We start from the raw sequence: 15191 nt of genomic DNA, 5'->3' as shown, positions 1-15191 counted from the left end.
CGGCCGGCGCCTCTCCTCCGGCCGACCGTCCGCCCCGCCCCTCCCCCGTTGTTTCCTCCGTACACACCACCGGAGTCACACCGTGTCGACCACAGCCTCAGCCCCGACCGAAACCGGTTCCCCCGGACCGGACTTCCTGGCGACCCGCCGCGGCAAGCTCACGCTTCTGCTGCTGTGCGCGGTCGCCTTCCTCGACTTCATCGACGCGTCGATCGTGAACATCGCGCTGCCGACGATCCAGGACGACCTGCACCTTTCCAACCAGAGCCTGCAGTGGGTGCCGTCCGGCTACCTGCTCACCTACGGCGGCCTGATGCTGCTCGGCGGCCGCGCGGCCGACCTGCTGGGACGGCGGCGCGTGCTGATCGCCGGGACGTCGGTGTTCGCGGCGTCCTCGCTGGTCGGCGGCTTGGCGACCACGTCAGGGGTGCTGATCGGCGCCCGTCTGGCGATGGGCGTCGGCGCGTCGATGATGCTGCCCGCCGCGCTGTCGCTGCTGACCACGTCGTTCGCCGAGGGCGGGGACCGCACCAAGGCGCTCGGCGCCTGGGCCGGAACGGGCGCGCTCGCCTCCGCGGTGGGCGTGTTCCTGGGCGGCGTGCTGACCGCGGGGCCGGGCTGGCGGTGGGTGATGTTCGTGAACCTGCCGGTGTGCGCGCTCATCCTGCCCGCCATCCCGCGCCTGCTCCCGAACGACCGGCGCCGCGCGCCCGAGCGCGAGTTCGACCTGCTCGGCACGCTGCTGGGGACCGGCGGCCTCCTGCTGCTGGTGTTCGGACTGGTCAAGGCGCCCGACCAGGGCTGGGGATCGGCCCGCACGATCGCCGAACTGGGCGTGTCCGCCGCGATGTTGATCGCGTTCGTGGTGAACGAGGCGAAGGTCCGCAACCCGCTCATGCCGCTGTCGGTCTTCAAGGTGCGCGGGCTGGGCGCGGCCAACGTGACGCAGCTGATCGCGATGTCCGGCTTCCTGTCGATGTTCTTCTTCGTGACGCTCTACATGCAGAACGTCCTGCACTACTCGGAGATCAAGGCCGGCGCCGCGTTCCTGCCGGTCTGCGTGGGCGTCGCCGTGACGGCCGGGATCGTGTCCGCGCTCGTGCCCAGGACCGGCACGCGGCCGGTGATCGTGGTCGGCGCGCTCATCGCCTCGGCCGGGGTGTACCTGCTCTCGCGCATCCCCGTCGACGGCTCGTACGCGACCGACCTGCTACCGGGCCTGGTGGTCATGTCGGTCGGCCTCGGCGCGGTGTTCGTCGGCGTGGCGACCGCGGCCAACGCGGGCGTCCCGGCGAACCAGGCGGGCCTCGCGGCGGCCCTGCTGAACACGTCCCAGCAGATCGGCGGCGCGCTCGGCCTGGCGATCCTGTCCGCCGTCGCCACGTCGCACACGACGCACCAGATGGCGACCGGCCGCCCGCCGGCCGAGGCGTACACCGACGGCTTCGCCCGCGCCCTGCTGGTCGGCGCCGTCTTCCTGGCCGCCGCCGCCCTGATCGCCATGCGCGCCGCCAACACCCGCGGCGAGCAGCCGGAGTCCGCCGACGCGACACCGGGACGCGAGACGAGCCTCGTCGCCTGACGACCCGTGCTCCGGCCGCCCGGCGGCGCGGCCGGAGCACGCCGTCGCCCGATGATCCGGTGGCCCGACCGGGCGGTTGTGGCACGATCGGGCGCATGGCACGGACATTCGACGACCTGGTGGCGGAGGCCGCCGCGGCGCCCGTCGCGGGCTGGGACTTCTCGTGGCTCGACGGCCGCGCGACCGAGCAGCGGCCGTCGTGGGGCTACCAGAAGCTCATCGGCGAGCGCATCGGGCGCGCGCACGCGGTGCTGGACATCCAGACCGGTGGCGGCGAGGTCCTGGCCGGCGTGCCGAAGCTCGCGCCGCTGACGGTGGCCACCGAGTCGTGGCCGCCCAACATCGACAAGGCCACCCGGCTGCTGCACCCGCTCGGCGCCGTGGTGGTCGCCGACGAGGACGAGCCGCCGCTGCCGTTCGGCCCGGACGCGTTCGACCTGGTCGTCAGCCGCCACCCGGTCACGGTGTGGTGGGACGAGATCGCCCGCGTCCTGGCGCCCGGCGGCACGTACCTCTCGCAACAGGTCGGCCCGGCAAGCGTGTTCGAGGTCGTCGAGTACTTCCTCGGCCCGCAGCCGCCCGAGGTCCGCCACGCCCGCCATCCCGACGACGCCCACGCGGGCGCCGAGGCCGCCGGCCTGGACGTCGTCGACCTGCGCTTCGAGACCCTTCGCACCGAGTTCCTCGACATCGGCGCGGTCGTGTACTTCCTGCGCAAGGTGATCTGGATGGTGCCGGGCTTCACCGTCGAGCGGTACCGCGACCGGCTGCGCGACCTCCACGAACAGATCGAGGCCGAGGGCCCGTTCGTGGCCCACACGACCCGGTTCCTGATCGAGGCCCGCAAACCGGCCTGAGGTGCTGCGGTTGCGACGGGTCGCCGTCAGGCGAAGAGTGGGACTTGGCGCGCGTGTCCACCGTCGAGCATCCGTCTCCGGTGGCCGTAACACGGCCGAGCCGGCGACGGCGAACGCAGCAACGTCCACACGCACCTGGAACCGCCATGTCCACACCCGCAGCCCGCAGGATCCCCCGGATCGTCGGCGCGTCCTGCCTGGCGGCCGCGGTCGCGTTCCCGACCGCCGCCCTGGCGGCACCCGCCGCCGTCGCGCAGGCCCCGAGCGCTGCGTCCGACGACACTCCCCCGCCGTCGAACCAGCCCACGCCGGGTCCCACGGGAGGGGCGGGCACGCAGCCGACGCCGAACCCGTCGAAGACGGGCACGCAGAAGACGGAGAGTCCGAAGACGGGCGGCACAGGAGGGTCGAACACGCCCTCGTCAGGGGCGCCGGGCACCACCTCGACCGGGACCGCGACGACGCCCGGGGGGCCTGTGCAGGGCCTCGTACAACAGGACGCGACGTCGGCGTCCGAGAAGATCGCGACGCTCAACCTGCCGGACGCCGACAAGCAGCGGTTGCAGGACGGCGTGGCCAAGGCGCTGGCCGCGGTCAAGGACCCGAACACCCCGAAGTTCGAGCAGGAGACCTACGCCGGATATCTGGCGAACGTCAATCTGACGCTGAAGACCATTCAGGCCGCGAACACCCAACCGGAGGACCGCGCGTTCTACACCCGGGTTCTCCAGGGTTCGGCGATCGCCCTGGCGATGGCGAACGACCCGAACACCTCGCCGGACGCCAAGACGGAGTACCTCGTGCTGGCCCGCGACCTCTCGGGGACGCAGCGGCGCCTCGTGAACGCCTACTCACCCACGACCGCGGCCCAGATCAGGTCCGCCGCCGATGCGACCGTCACCGGGCTGCAGGCCCTGCAGGACCAGAAGACGGCGCCGAAGACGCCGGAGGACCAGCAGAAGGTCCAGCAGGCGCTCCGGGAGATCGCCAACATGACCACCGCGGCGGTCGTCGTCCTCCAGGACCCGAACGCGACGCCGCAGGCGAAGGCCGCCGCGCAGCAGACGCTCGACGCGCGGGCCAACGTGCAACAGAACCCCGACTACGTGCGGTTCCTGATCGAGCTCAAGCGCTTCGACCCGCCGGCGGCCTGCCTCGACGTCGTCCAGAACCGCACGACCCAGGCCGGCTGGCCCGACGGTTCGCTCTGGGGCCTGTCGGACGACGCGTGCGCCGGCACGCTGGCCAAGGCGGCCCTCGACACCAGCAGCCCGTGGAACCCGCTGTTCAACTGCGTGAAGAACCAGGCGTTCTCCACGTGCGAGGCCTACATCCCCAACAGCGGCTGACCGGCCGTTCCCGCACCCACCGTCAGCGCGCGAGGAGTTGGGCGAACCGGTCGATGCCGACGTTGCCGCCGCTGATGATGACGCCGACGCGCTTGCCGCGAAGGTCGTCGGGCAGGGCGTTGCGCACGGCGGCCAGGCCCAGTGCGCCGGTCGGTTCGACGACGAGCTTCATGTAGGTCGCGATGAGCCGCATGGCGTCGACCAGTTCGGCGTCGGTGGCGGTCAGGATCCCCGTGACGTCGCGTCGGATGATCGCGAAGGTCTGGTCGGCCAGGTACTGGGTCTGGGCGCCGTCGGCGATCGTCACCGGGGTCTCGATGCGGACGATCTCGCCGCGTTCGAGCGACTGCCTGGCGTCGTCGCCGGCCGCGGGCTCCACGCCGTACACGCGCGTCTCAGGGGACAGCGCGCGGGCGGCCAACAGGGTTCCGGACAGCAGCCCGCCGCCGCCCAACGGGGTGAACAGCGCTTCCAGCGGCCCGACTTCCTCGAACAGCTCCTTGGCGGCGGTGCCCTGACCCGCGATCACGTCGTGGTGGTCGTACGGCGGGATCAGCGTCATGCCGCGTTCCTCCGCCAGCGCCCGCCCGAGGTCCTCACGGCTCTCCGTGTACCGGTTGTACGTGATCACCTCGGCGCCGTAGCCCTTGGTGGCGGCCAGCTTCGACGCCGGGGAGTCGATCGGCATGACGATCGTCGCCGGAATGCCCAGCAGCCGCGCCGACAGCGCCACGGCCTGCGCGTGGTTCCCCGACGAGAACGCCGCCACCCCGGCCCGCCGCTGCTCCGGCGTGAACTTCGACAGCGCGTTGTACGCGCCCCGGAACTTGAACGCCCCGATCCGCTGGAGGTTCTCGCACTTGAACACCAGTTCGGCGCCCACCTGCTCGTCGATCAGCCGCGACCGCAACACCGGCGTCCGATGCGCCACCCCCGCAATCCGCCCGGCAGCGGCCTCGACATCGGCATAGGTGGGCAGGGCAGCCATGAACGACTCCTTCACGGGACGGCACGCATTCCGCCCGACTGTACGCCGACCGACCGTTCCACCCCCGCGAATATCGCCCGGGCTCCGCGGCCCCGGCGCGGTCGGCACGTCTCGGTCGCGGTGCGGGTCGTCAGGGGCTATTGGGCCAGGCCGATGACCAGCCACATGAAGCCGGTGCCGGCGATGGTGGCGGCCAGGGTTCCGCCGCGGGGGTGGGGGGAGTGGGCTTCGGGGAGGATGTCGGAGGTCGCGAGGTAGAGCAGGAAGCCCGCGAAGAAGCCCAGGTACAGGCCGAGCAGGTGGGCGGGGATGGTGAAGGCGAGCGTGATCGCCGCGCCGGCCACGGGGGCGACGGCGTCGGCGAAGAGCAGGGCGGCCGCGCGGCGCCGGTTGTTCCCGTACAGGCGGGTGAGCGTGTACGTGTTGAAGCCGTCCGCGAAGTCGTGGGCCACGACCGCGATCGACACGACCAGCCCCACGGTGCCGCCCGCCTGGAACGCGGCGCCGATGGCGAAGCCGTCCATCGTGCTGTGCAGCACCATCGCGGAGGCGGCGGTCAGGCCGACGCCGCGGGTCGCCGGGTCCAGCACGTTGGTGTAGCCGTCGTGCTCCCATCCGCCCGGTGGACCGCCGGGGTGGCGGTGGGGGGCGTACTCCCCCTCGTGCGCGCGGTGGATCGCCACCAGTTGCTCGACCACGTGCATGGCGAGGAAGCCGGCGGTCGCCATGAGGAAGGCTTCGGGGACGCCGAACAGGTCCTGGCCCGCGTGCTCCAGGGACTCCGGCAGCAGGTCGAACGCGACGACGCCCAGCATGAGCCCCGCCGCCAGGCCGAGGACCAAGTGCCGCCGGTCGCCGGCGTGCCGCGCCACCCAGCCGCCGAGCAGGGTCATCAGGAACGAGCAGGCGGCGACGAGGATGGCGGTCATCCGGCCCCTCCCCTCCGCACGCCGACCGGGACGGGCGCGTCGAGGCGCACCCTGTTCTCCAGGGTCGGGCAGCGGCGGGCCTGCCGCTCGCGGAGAGGGCTGGGCGGGTGACCGGCGCGGGTCGCTCGGGGACGGGCCGTCGGTTCTAGTAGTCCGACTCGGCGCCGGGCCCCCACGTCACGTACCAGGCGAGGATCGCGAACAGGACCGCGCAGACGAGGACGACGATGCCGAGGCAGCCGAGGAACGTCTTGCCGCCCGAGCGGTAGCGGGCGCGCCGTTCGATCTCCTCGGGCGTGCGCGCCGGGCCGAAGGTGCGCCACAGGTAGACCACGAGCAGGAACGGGCTCGCCGCGATGTAGAACAGCGCGATCGCCGCGTACACGATCAGCTCGATGATCTGGCCGACCCACACGACCGCCATCAGGAGCGGGAACAGCAGGATCGCGCTCAGCAGGCCGCGGCCGTCCATGGCCTTGTCGATGTCCGGCTTGCGGATCCGGAACCGGCTGCGGAAGCGGCCTTCCGTCGGCGCGGCCGCGGCTTCGGGAGCGGCCTGCGAGGTCTGTTCCGGGGCGGTGCCCGACGGCGGGCCCGAGGGGACGCCGTCCGGCGAACCGCCCTGCGCGGGAACGCCCGAGTACGTAGGGGGAACGGCTGGATCCATGCGCGGGAGCGTAGCGATCCGATCATGTCCGAAGACGTGGTGATCACTCTTTCGCCACAACCGGAAGATCGACGTCTCGGATCGGACGCCTCAGGCGTCGTACGCGATCAGCTCGTGCCCGATGCGCCAGACCCCGCCGTCCTCGGTGGCGCCGCGCATACCCGCGAGGGTTCCGGGACCGGCGAGTTCGACGGTCTCCAGGGTGCCGACCGGCGCGAAGCCGACGGTGTCGGTCGGCCGCCACGCGGTGCTGTGCCGCAGCCTGCGGGCGAGCTGCGCCCACCCGAGGGGGCCGGCGGCGATCACCCAGGCGTCCGGTTCGGGCTCGGTCAGCCGCCGGGCGGCCTTGAGCCAGGACGCGGCGTCCTCGGGCCAGTCCACGACGGCGAGGACACTGCGGTCGGGCGACGTCCAGGCGTCGACGAACGCTTCCGCGGACGCGCGGGAACGGGGGTCGCGTGCGTGGCCGACGGAGACGGTTCGGACGCGTGTCCGCGGCGTGGGCCCGACGCCTGGTTTCGGGCTCAACAGCCGGAGAACGGTGGCGAGTTCACCCGGCGAAGGACCGCCGATCCCGCGGTCGGGCCCACGCGCCTGCGTCGCGAGCGCGCCGGGGACGAGCGGGGACGCCGCGACCGCCCCGCCCAGGACCGTCGGGTGGGCGCCGCTCACAGGCGCGGCCAGGCCCGCGCGCCCGCCGACCGGCTTCGTCCCTGACGACCGAGGCCCCCGCGTACCGTCCGCGCCCGCCCACTCCATACGCCCTGCCTTCCAGTCCGCGTACTCCCCCGGCATGCAGCGCGCGCACGGCCGGTACCCCGCCGCGCGGGCGGTGGCCTCGTCCGCGAAGAACACGCGCTGCGCGACGTACCCGCCCGCCGCTATCGCGCGCAGCGCCGACGGACAGTCGAGCCGCCCGTACAGGCGCCCGCGCCGGTAGCCGCCGACGGTGCCGGGCGTGCTGCTGCGGTACGCGTGCCCGTCCGGCCCGATCAGCGTGTACCGGCCCGCGCCCGTCACGTGGCGTCGTGGAAGACGAGGCCCAGCGCGTGCCGCCGCCCGCCGCGGACCGTGCTGACGCCGTGCCGTACCGGCGCCGCCGACCAGCCGCGCGCGCCGCGTACCGGCCGGTCGCGCGTCGTGAAGACCAAACCGTGGCCGCGCGGCAGTGTGACGGAGGTGCCGCGCGACTGGGCGCGCGGACGCTGTTCGACGAGCATGAACTCGCCGCCGGTGTAGTCGGCGCCCGGTTCGTCGAGGCCGATGACGACCTGGAGCGGGAAGACCAGGTCGCCGTACAGGTCGCGGTGCAGGGCGTTCCAGTCGCCGGGCCCGTAGCGCAGCACGAGCGGGGTGGGCCTGAGCTGTCCGGCGTCGTGGCACATCGCGAGCCAGTCGTCCAGGTCGTCCGGCCACGGCGCGGGGCGGCCGAGGCGGGCCGCCCACGTGCGGGCGATCGGCAGCAGGCGCGGGTACAGCGCGGCGCGCAGGTCCGCGACGACGTCCGGCAGCGGGTGGTCGAAGTAGCGGTACTGGCCGGAGCCGAAGCGGTGCCGGGCCATGTCGACGGTGCTGCGGAACAGGCCGGGCTCGTCGTACAGCGCGGTCACCGCGCGGCACGCCTCGTCGTCGAGCAGCCGGGCCGTCAACGCACAGCCGTGGGCGTCGAGTTCGTCGCCGAGCGCGGTCCAGTCCGTGCCGAACGCGTCGGTCTGGGGCGCCGCGTCGAACAGGGTGTCGGACACTGGGGCGGACATGGTGCCGTTCATGCGTCCACTGTCGCGCTCAGCCCGCCGGATGGCTGGCGGCAATCGGACGTCGCACCCGGTGCATCCGCCGGTACCCGGACGGCACCACGCCGTAGTTGTCGAGGAACGCCTGCCGCATCGTCTCCGTCGACCCGAACCCGCAGCGCCGGGCCACCGCGCCCAGCGGCAGCCCGGTCGAGGAGAGCAGGTGGGCGGCGGTCTCGGTGCGGACGCTGCGCACGTACCGCGCGGGTGTGGTCCCGAGCTGCGTCTCGAACAGCCTGCTCAGGTGCCGGCTGCTCACCCCGGCGGCACGCGCGAGCGCGGCGGGGCTCAGGTCTGCGGACGGGCGCTCGGCGATGTGCGCGGCCAGCCGCCGTACGAGCGGGTGTTCGGGCGGCGGGCCGGACAGGAACATGCTGACCTGGGCCTGGTTGCCCGGACGCTGCAGGTAGGTGACCAGGCCGCGCGCGACCATGCGCGCCATGTCGGGGCCGTGGTCCTCCTCGACGAACGCGAGCGTCAGGTCGAGGGCGCTGGTGACGCCGGCGGACGTGTAGACGTCGCCGTCCTTGACGTACAGCGGCGCGGGATCCACGGTGACGGCCGGATGGCGCCGCGCCAGCCCCGCCGCGTACGCCCAATGCGTCGTGACCCGTCGGCCGTCGAGCAGTCCGGTCGCGGCCAGCACCGTGGCCCCGGTGCACACGGACGCGACGCGGCGGCAGGCCGGGGCGAGGCGCTGGACGTGCCGGACGACGCGGGCGTCGGCGGCGGCCTCCTCGTGTCCGTGGCCGCCGGTCACGATCAACGTGTCGATCCGGCCTGTGACGGCCTCCAACGGGGTGTGCGCGGCCAGGGTGAAGCCGCTCGTGCACGCGACGGGGCGGGCCCCGACCGCGACGAGTTCGACGGCGTAGCGCGGGCTCGCTCCGAGGACGTTGGCGGCGTCGAACGTCTCGACGACACAGGCGATATCCAGCAGCGCGGCGCCGTCGTAGCCGACGAGCACGACCCGGCGCGCGGGCGGATCGTCGGGCGCCGCGACGGGGACCGGCGGGTCGTCAGTCGCCGCAGCGACCGGGACCGACGACTCGGCGTCCGGCTCGACGTGCGGTTCGACATGGGGAACGAGGCGGGCCATGCGGCGACGGTAGCGCCGTCATGCCGGTGTCCGGGAGACAGGCTTCGCAGGATCCCGGACATCCCCCACCATGCGCCCGACGACGACCGCCACGGTGGCCACATGACAGAAGCCCTGAACCCCACAGCACCCCTCCCTCGCGTGATCGCATTCCTCGCCTACCCCGGCATGACTCTCCTCGACCTGGTCGGGCCGCTCCAGGTGATGTCCGCGCTGCCCAGGTTCGGACTGCCGTTCGAGGTCGTGGTCGTCGGCGCGACCCGCGGTCCCTACACAACAGACACGCCGCTGGCCGTCGTCCCCGAACGCACCTTCGACGAGGTCCCCGGGCCCGACGTGCTGATCGTCCCCGGCGGCGAAGAGCCGACGATCGCCGCAATGGCCGACGAGCAGCTGATCGGCTACCTGCGCACCGCGGGAGCCACCGCCGAGATCGTCGCCTCCGTCTGCACCGGCGCCCTCCTCCTCGGCGAGGCCGGACTCCTGGCCGGACGCAAGGCCAACACCCACTGGCTGCACCGAGGCACCCTCGCCAGGTTCGGTGCGACACCGGTCGCCGAACGCTGGGTCGAGGACGGCCCGGTCATCACCGCGGCGGGCGTCTCGGCCGGCATCGACATGGCCCTGCACCTGGTCGAACGCCTCGCCGGCGCCCAGACCGCGCGCCACGTCCAGCTGTTCCTCGAGTACGACCCGCAGCCCCCGCAGGGCCCGCTGGACTGGACCGAGTTCGACATCCCGTCCTTCGCCCCGATCGCGGAAGCCCAACTCCGCGCAGCCCTGGTCGACGAGCCCGCACTCCTCGCAAAGCTCCTGGACGACTGAGCCCCGGATTCCGACCGAAGCCGCGAGCCCTACCCCTCCCCGAACTCGATCTCCATCGCCCCGATCGCGCCCCCGTCCCCCACCAGATCGATCCCCGCGACAACGCCGTCGACCACAACGAACGTGAAGACCACGCGCGGCACCCCGCCCTGCACCCACACCAGGCCGGCCAGCCCGTCGACCACCGCGGGCCTGGCCGCCCTCGCCCGACCGGAGAACATCTCCGCCACGTCAACGGCGCCACGAACCTCGGCGGGCGAGCCCATCTCCACCACAACCGCATCGGCCCGCAGCACCACATCGGGATCGAGCAGCCGCACCAACACCTCGAACTCCCCCGCACGGAACGCCGCAACGAAATCCGCAACAACCTCCCGCTGACACGCGGCATCAGCAACCGGATCAGGCGGCGTACCCCGAACCCGACGCCGTGCCCGACCAGCCAACTGCCGAGTCACCGCGGTCGACCGCCCGACAACCGGCGCAACCCGCTCAACCGGCACGCCGAACACGTCATGCAGCACGAACGCCAGCCGCTCCGCCGGGCTCAGCGCCTCCAGCACCACCAACATGGCAAGCCCGACAGCGTCGCCCTGAACCCCCGCGTCCTCCGGGCCGGCACCGTCGCGCTCCTGCGTATCCGCCGACACACGCGCGTCGCCCGATTCCCCACCCCGACCCGCCCGATCCCGCAACATGCCGACCGCGACCCGCCCAACCACACCGGTCAGCCACGCCGCAAGCTCGTCGCCCCCACCCGCAGCCGCCCGCCCGACCCGCGGCCAAGCCTCCCGCAACGCGTCATCGGCCTCCCCCGCCGACCCCGACAGCCGAAAGGCCACGGCCCACAACTGCGGCCGGTGCTCCGCGAACCGCCCGGCCAACCACTCGTCCCCGTCCACCCCGCCATCAGACCGGAACCCCCGCCCCCGATCAAGAACCACCCCGGGCGGCGGCGCAGGTGGACGATCCGCGTGCCTTTCATCGCTGACCGCGGCGGAACGCACCAGGGGTGCGGCCCGTCTCGCGGACGAAGAACTTTCCGAAGTTGGTGGCCTCGGTGAAGCCGAGCGCACGGCCGATGACGGATACGGGCAGATCGGTGTGGGCGAGCAGCCGCCGCGCCTCCAAGGCGACGCGGGCGTCGGCCAGTTGCTTGGCGCTTCGACCGGTGGCGGCCAGGCAGGCGCGGGTGACGGTCCGAGGCGAGTAGCCCAGGCGCCGCGCGTAGTCCTCGACGGACCGGGTGACGGCGAACGATCGCTCCAACTCGTGCCGGAAGGCCGCATAGACGTCGGCGCCGGGTGCGGCAGGCGCGACGGCGTGTCCGGTCGGGTCCGGGAGGCGCGACAGGCGGATGAGCAGCGCCCTCAGCAGGTGGCGCAGCAGTGCCTCGGTCAGCTCGACGCCGGTGTCGGCAAGGGCCGCGGGCGCGGCGGCGCGTTCGTCCCGCAGCCGCCGGTACTCCGTCTGCAACTCGGTCACGGCCCGGTCGAGGACGTCGAACTCGCCGGGCGGCAGCCGCCACGCCACCGGGCCGAATCCGTCGAGCACGTCGCGGGTCGCGGGCGGCGGCAGCGGGAAGTCCGCGGTGAACAGCAGCAGGACCGCGTCGAGGTCCGCGGGTCGCCCCTCCGCGCCGACGGGCAGCCGTTGCACCTGCCCGGGCCGCAGGTGGAGCAGCGTGCCCGGGGCGCACGGGTAGGTGTCGAAATCGACCATCGCCGTGCCCGCACCGCGACGCACCAGCATGAGCTGGTGGAAGTCGACGCGGCTCGGCCGCTGGGCGACCGAGCTCCTCAGCCGTGCCTTCAGCGCGTCGAAGGTCAGTACCTCGATGCCGACGCGCACGCGGTCGGGGTTGTCGTACGCGACGTCGACGATGCCGGGCCGCTGTCCACTTTCGACCATGTCGAGGCGAGACTCTACCTCGCCCGACCGACGGCCGCGACGGCATCGTGGAGGCACGCCTGAAGGCGAACGCCGCACCCGGCGGCACGCCGAGAGGCCGTCACCCCAACCCTGTCCGACGGAAGGACCTCACATCATGCTGCCCGCCATCACCGACCCCGCCACGCTGCCGATCCTCTTCCAGAACGCCCTGAACGACGGCGACGTCGCAGGCGTCCTGGCCCTGTTCACCCCAGGGGCGGGGATGCGCACGGTGGCGGGCGAGCTCATCACCGGCGAAGGCGCCCTGCGGGCCGAGATCAGCGGCACCGTCGCGGCCCGCGGCCGACTGACGAACGTCCCGCGGCACACGCTCGTCGGCGCGGACACCGCCCTCCTCGTCACCGACTGGACGATGGAGATCGACGCCCCCGACGGCGAACGGGTCACCGCGACCGGCACCACCGCCAACATCGCCCTCCGCGGCACCGAAGGCGGTTGGCGGTTCGCGCTCCTCAACCCCCTCGGCACCGTCTGAGCCCCCGGCCCACAGGGCTTCCTCGACGCCGTCGCAGACCCGGCGAGGCCGTGACCAGCGGTGCACCCCTGGCCGCGGCCTCGCCTCGCGCGGGCGTTCCCCGACGACGTCAGGCACGCAGAAGGGCACCGCGCCGCCCGCGGTGAGAACTCAACTGCCGAGAGCCCCGAGGGAGCCCGGATCCACCGCTACGCCACCAGGGCCTTCTCGAACGGCAGGGGGGCGAAGGGGGGTTCGTCCACGTCGAAGAGGGGGGTGTAGCCGGTGGAGAGGTACAGGCCGACGGCTTCGGGTTGGCGGGGGCCGGTGGTGAGGTAGAGGCGGTGGTAGCCGCGGGTGGTTGCGCTGTGTTCCAGGGCTTCGAGGACGCGGCGGGCGAGGCCTCGGCGGCGGTGGGCGGTGTGGGTCCAGATGCGTTTGAGTTCGGCGGTGTGGTCGTCGTAGCGGCGGTAGGCGCCGCCGGCTATGGCTTCGCCGTCTTCGAAGAGGAGGACGAACGCCCCGTGCGGTGGGGCGAATTCGTCCGGTTCGAAGAGGGTCATCTCGCCGTCGGCCAGGGAGCCGTAGCGCTCGGCGTAGTCGGCTTCGAGGGCGCGCAGGAGCGGGTCGGCGGCGGGGTGGGTGATGGGCAGGTGGCGCAGTTCGAGGACGGGTTCGGACGCGGGGTCGAGTGCGTCGTACTGCTGTGGTGCCGGGCGCGGCGTCATGTCGGTGTCCCCCCTCAGACGGTGGTTCGCGGCGGGCGGTCCGCCCGGGCGTGCCCAGGTGATCCACTCGTCCAACGTTGCCCAGCGCGCGGTGCGTTCCTGCTATTCCCCCGCGTCGGGCGGGAAGCCGATGAAGTCGGCCATGCGTTCGACGGCTTCGGCGAAGAAGGCGTCCGCGGGGTCCATGCTGCCGACGAGCTGTCCGAACAGTTCGAAGCCGACCGCGCCGAACAGCTGCGTCCACGCGATGACGGTGCGGACGAGCGCGCCCGGCGGGACGTCCAGCCCGGTGGCCTCGGTGACGACGGCGGCCTGGGCCGCGAGTTCGGGTGCGAGCGGACGTTCGGGGACGGTGATCAGGCCCGCCGCCGCGGCGTCCCGCACGGTGGTCAGCAGCGCGATCGGGACGCGGCTGGCCGGGCCGACGGTGTCCTGCGGGGCCTCGTAGCCCGGCACGGGTGTGCCGTACACGAGGGCGAACTCGTGCGGGTGTGTGCGTGCCCAGTCGCGGGCGGCGACGCTGACGGCGCGCCAGCGTGCGCGGGGGTGGTCGCCGGCCTGGGCGGCGGCGGCCTCGACGGCGGCGCCGACGCCGTCGTACGCGTCGATGATCAGGTGGGTGAGCAGGTCGTCGCGGCTGGGGAAGTAGCGGTAGAGGGCCGAGGAGACCATGCCGAGCTCGCGCGCGACGGCGCGGAGCGACAGGCGCTGCGCGCCTTCGACGGCCAGCTGGCGGCGGGCCTCTTCTTTGATCTCCCGGGTCAGCTCGGCCCGGGCGCGGTCACGGGCGGTGCGGCTCGCGTTCATGACGGCAGTCTGACAGAACCGAGAACGTCGCACAAAAAAGAGAGCACTGCTCTTGCGTGATGCGCCGGCCATGGGGCAGAGTTGTTCTCAGACGAGAGCGCCGCTCTCGAAACGAAACACCGGACACGAAAACCAGGAGCCCGTCATGGCCGAGCAGATCCGCTACATCAAGCCGAAGACCGCCACCAACACCTTCAACGTCGTCGTCGCGTGGCTGACCCGCCGCGGCCTGAGCGTGTGGGGCAGCCGGGTGCTCGCGGTCCGCGGCCGCAAGTCGGGCGAGTGGCGCACCACCCCGGTGAACATGCTCACCTACGAGGGCGAGCGCTACCTTGTCGCGCCGCGCGGCCACACGCAGTGGGTGCGCAACCTCCGCGCCACCGACGGCGGCGAGCTGCGGGTCGGCAAGAAGGTCGAGGCGTTCCACTACGTCGAGCTGGCCGACGCCGAGAAGCCCGAGGTGCTGCGCGCCTACCTCAAGCGGCGGAAGTTCGAGGTCGGGGTGTTCTTCGACGGTGTGGACGCGAAGGCGAGCGACGAGACGCTGCTGGGCATCGCACCGGGCTACCCGGTGTTCCGGATCAGCACCGCCGCGTGAGGCACACCGGACGGGTCGCCCACGCCGTAAAGGCAGACGCACTCGCCGCTCCAGCTCACCCGCGCGGCAGCGGGATCCCCCGTAGCGCCCGCGTCGCCGCCTCGACCGCCTCCGCCGGCACCGCCGCGAAGACCGCGGCGTGCGCCGCCGCGTTGGCCAGCACCGCGCGCTCGGCCAGCTCCACGCCCTCCGGCGTCAGCTGGATGAGCATGCTGCGCCCGTCGTGCGGGTCGGGGGCGCGCTCGACGAGGCCGCGCGCGGCGAGCCGGTTGAGCGTGTTGGTGGTGCCGCCGGACGACAGCAGGACGGCGCGGCCGAGCTCGTTGGGCTTCATGCGGTACCCCGCACCGGCCCGGCGGAGCGCCGCGAGGATGTCGAACTCGGCGCCGGTGAGCCCGTGTTCGGGCAGCTCCCGGCGGGTGGCGGCGTCCAGCGCCGCGGCCAGCAGCATGACGCGCTTGGTCAGCTCGGTGGTCGGGCCGAGCGCCTCGGGCAGTTCGCGCTCCCACGCGGCGATGAGCTCGTCGGCGCGGTCGGGGCGCGGGGCGGTGGCACTCATCCG

17 protein-coding genes are annotated in these 15191 nt (G+C 73.0%); 6 read left to right on the top strand and 11 right to left on the bottom strand.

Features of this window, described 5'->3' with window-relative positions:
- Positions 1-82 precede the first annotated feature (82 nt).
- The 3 genes from QI554_RS10370 to QI554_RS10360 all read left to right on the top strand — a co-directional run bounded on the left by QI554_RS10370 (position 83) and on the right by QI554_RS10360 (position 3788).
- Entirely contained in the window at positions 83-1582 is a 1500-nt protein-coding gene (locus tag QI554_RS10370; protein WP_281468370.1) for an MFS transporter, read from the top strand.
- Positions 1583-1677: 95 nt separating this feature from the next.
- Positions 1678-2439 (top strand): methyltransferase domain-containing protein, encoded by a 762-nt coding sequence (locus tag QI554_RS10365; protein ID WP_281468368.1) that lies wholly within the window; start codon positions 1678-1680, stop codon positions 2437-2439.
- A gap of 146 nt (positions 2440-2585) precedes the next feature.
- Complete coding sequence (locus QI554_RS10360; RefSeq protein ID WP_281468366.1) at positions 2586-3788, top strand: hypothetical protein; 1203 nt, start codon at positions 2586-2588, stop codon at positions 3786-3788.
- A gap of 22 nt (positions 3789-3810) precedes the next feature.
- On the opposite strand, the gene QI554_RS10355 is transcribed toward QI554_RS10360, so the two are convergent.
- From QI554_RS10355 to QI554_RS10330, 6 genes are all read right to left on the bottom strand, one after another.
- Complete coding sequence (locus QI554_RS10355; RefSeq protein WP_281468364.1) at positions 3811-4776, bottom strand: threo-3-hydroxy-L-aspartate ammonia-lyase; 966 nt, start codon at positions 4774-4776, stop codon at positions 3811-3813.
- Between the two features lie 137 nt (positions 4777-4913).
- On the bottom strand, positions 4914-5705 hold the full coding sequence (locus QI554_RS10350) for a ZIP family metal transporter (RefSeq protein ID WP_281468362.1): 792 nt from the start codon (positions 5703-5705) through the stop codon (positions 4914-4916).
- Between the two features lie 145 nt (positions 5706-5850).
- On the bottom strand, positions 5851-6372 hold the full coding sequence (locus tag QI554_RS10345; protein ID WP_281468360.1) for a hypothetical protein: 522 nt from the start codon (positions 6370-6372) through the stop codon (positions 5851-5853).
- Positions 6373-6462: 90 nt separating this feature from the next.
- Positions 6463-7392: an Ada metal-binding domain-containing protein gene (locus QI554_RS10340; RefSeq protein ID WP_281468358.1), complete on the bottom strand. Its 930-nt coding sequence runs from the start codon at positions 7390-7392 to the stop codon at positions 6463-6465.
- Positions 7389-8141: a 2OG-Fe(II) oxygenase gene (locus QI554_RS10335; RefSeq protein WP_425527949.1), complete on the bottom strand. Its 753-nt coding sequence runs from the start codon at positions 8139-8141 to the stop codon at positions 7389-7391. Before QI554_RS10335 ends, QI554_RS10340 begins: the two co-directional genes overlap by 4 nt.
- A 16-nt stretch (positions 8142-8157) precedes the next feature.
- Positions 8158-9264 carry a GlxA family transcriptional regulator gene (locus QI554_RS10330; protein WP_281468356.1) on the bottom strand — a complete coding sequence of 369 codons (1107 nt, stop codon included), beginning with the start codon at positions 9262-9264 and terminating at the stop codon, positions 8158-8160.
- 102 nt (positions 9265-9366) lie between these two features.
- Between QI554_RS10330 and QI554_RS10325 the strand changes: the two genes are divergently transcribed.
- Entirely contained in the window at positions 9367-10089 is a 723-nt protein-coding gene (locus QI554_RS10325; RefSeq protein ID WP_281468354.1) for a DJ-1/PfpI family protein, read from the top strand.
- Positions 10090-10118: 29 nt separating this feature from the next.
- On the opposite strand, the gene QI554_RS10320 is transcribed toward QI554_RS10325, so the two are convergent.
- Together QI554_RS10320 and QI554_RS10315 are read right to left on the bottom strand one after the other, a co-directional pair.
- Positions 10119-10991 carry a sigma factor gene (locus tag QI554_RS10320; RefSeq protein WP_281468352.1) on the bottom strand — a complete coding sequence of 291 codons (873 nt, stop codon included), beginning with the start codon at positions 10989-10991 and terminating at the stop codon, positions 10119-10121.
- Between the two features lie 79 nt (positions 10992-11070).
- Positions 11071-12000, bottom strand: a complete 930-nt coding sequence (locus tag QI554_RS10315; RefSeq protein ID WP_281468350.1) for a helix-turn-helix domain-containing protein — start codon at positions 11998-12000, stop codon at positions 11071-11073.
- A 136-nt stretch (positions 12001-12136) separates the two neighbouring features.
- On the opposite strand from QI554_RS10315, the gene QI554_RS10310 reads away from it, so the two are divergent.
- On the top strand, positions 12137-12517 hold the full coding sequence (locus QI554_RS10310; RefSeq protein WP_281468348.1) for a YybH family protein: 381 nt from the start codon (positions 12137-12139) through the stop codon (positions 12515-12517).
- Between the two features lie 188 nt (positions 12518-12705).
- Here the strand turns inward: QI554_RS10310 and QI554_RS10305 are convergent, their stop codons facing one another.
- Together QI554_RS10305 and QI554_RS10300 are read right to left on the bottom strand one after the other, a co-directional pair.
- Entirely contained in the window at positions 12706-13224 is a 519-nt protein-coding gene (locus tag QI554_RS10305) for a GNAT family N-acetyltransferase (protein ID WP_281468346.1), read from the bottom strand.
- A 102-nt stretch (positions 13225-13326) separates the two neighbouring features.
- Positions 13327-14031 carry a TetR/AcrR family transcriptional regulator gene (locus tag QI554_RS10300; protein WP_281468344.1) on the bottom strand — a complete coding sequence of 235 codons (705 nt, stop codon included), beginning with the start codon at positions 14029-14031 and terminating at the stop codon, positions 13327-13329.
- 145 nt (positions 14032-14176) lie between these two features.
- On the opposite strand from QI554_RS10300, the gene QI554_RS10295 reads away from it, so the two are divergent.
- Positions 14177-14629, top strand: coding sequence for a nitroreductase family deazaflavin-dependent oxidoreductase (locus tag QI554_RS10295; protein WP_281468341.1), 453 nt, complete (start codon positions 14177-14179; stop codon positions 14627-14629).
- Positions 14630-14684: 55 nt separating this feature from the next.
- Here QI554_RS10295 and QI554_RS10290 read toward each other — a convergent pair whose 3' ends face one another.
- Positions 14685-15188, bottom strand: coding sequence for a MarR family winged helix-turn-helix transcriptional regulator (locus QI554_RS10290; RefSeq protein ID WP_281468339.1), 504 nt, complete (start codon positions 15186-15188; stop codon positions 14685-14687).
- Positions 15189-15191 lie beyond the last annotated feature (3 nt).

This window comes from Yinghuangia seranimata, assembly GCF_029953285.1.
GTDB classification, from domain to species: domain Bacteria; phylum Actinomycetota; class Actinomycetes; order Streptomycetales; family Streptomycetaceae; genus Yinghuangia; species Yinghuangia seranimata.
Note: the sequence above shows the minus strand (reverse complement) of the source record. Positions and strands in the feature narration are given on the sequence as shown.

What these genes read in the sequence shown, in the direction of transcription:
- QI554_RS10365 (WP_281468368.1), top strand. Translation starts at nt 1,678, where the DNA reads ATGGCACGGACATTCGACGACCTGGTGGCGGAGGCCGCCGCGGCGCCC.
- QI554_RS10360 (WP_281468366.1), top strand. Translation starts at nt 2,586, where the DNA reads ATGTCCACACCCGCAGCCCGCAGGATCCCCCGGATCGTCGGCGCGTCC.
- QI554_RS10355 (WP_281468364.1), bottom strand. Translation starts at nt 4,776, where the DNA reads ATGGCTGCCCTGCCCACCTATGCCGATGTCGAGGCCGCTGCCGGGCGG.
- QI554_RS10350 (WP_281468362.1), bottom strand. Translation starts at nt 5,705, where the DNA reads ATGACCGCCATCCTCGTCGCCGCCTGCTCGTTCCTGATGACCCTGCTC.
- QI554_RS10345 (WP_281468360.1), bottom strand. Translation starts at nt 6,372, where the DNA reads ATGGATCCAGCCGTTCCCCCTACGTACTCGGGCGTTCCCGCGCAGGGC.
- QI554_RS10335 (WP_425527949.1), bottom strand. Translation starts at nt 8,141, where the DNA reads ATGAACGGCACCATGTCCGCCCCAGTGTCCGACACCCTGTTCGACGCG.
- QI554_RS10330 (WP_281468356.1), bottom strand. Translation starts at nt 9,264, where the DNA reads ATGGCCCGCCTCGTTCCCCATGTCGAACCGCACGTCGAGCCGGACGCC.
- QI554_RS10325 (WP_281468354.1), top strand. Translation starts at nt 9,367, where the DNA reads ATGACAGAAGCCCTGAACCCCACAGCACCCCTCCCTCGCGTGATCGCA.
- QI554_RS10315 (WP_281468350.1), bottom strand. Translation starts at nt 12,000, where the DNA reads ATGGTCGAAAGTGGACAGCGGCCCGGCATCGTCGACGTCGCGTACGAC.
- QI554_RS10310 (WP_281468348.1), top strand. Translation starts at nt 12,137, where the DNA reads ATGCTGCCCGCCATCACCGACCCCGCCACGCTGCCGATCCTCTTCCAG.
- QI554_RS10305 (WP_281468346.1), bottom strand. Translation starts at nt 13,224, where the DNA reads ATGACGCCGCGCCCGGCACCACAGCAGTACGACGCACTCGACCCCGCG.
- QI554_RS10300 (WP_281468344.1), bottom strand. Translation starts at nt 14,031, where the DNA reads ATGAACGCGAGCCGCACCGCCCGTGACCGCGCCCGGGCCGAGCTGACC.
- QI554_RS10295 (WP_281468341.1), top strand. Translation starts at nt 14,177, where the DNA reads ATGGCCGAGCAGATCCGCTACATCAAGCCGAAGACCGCCACCAACACC.
- QI554_RS10290 (WP_281468339.1), bottom strand. Translation starts at nt 15,188, where the DNA reads ATGAGTGCCACCGCCCCGCGCCCCGACCGCGCCGACGAGCTCATCGCC.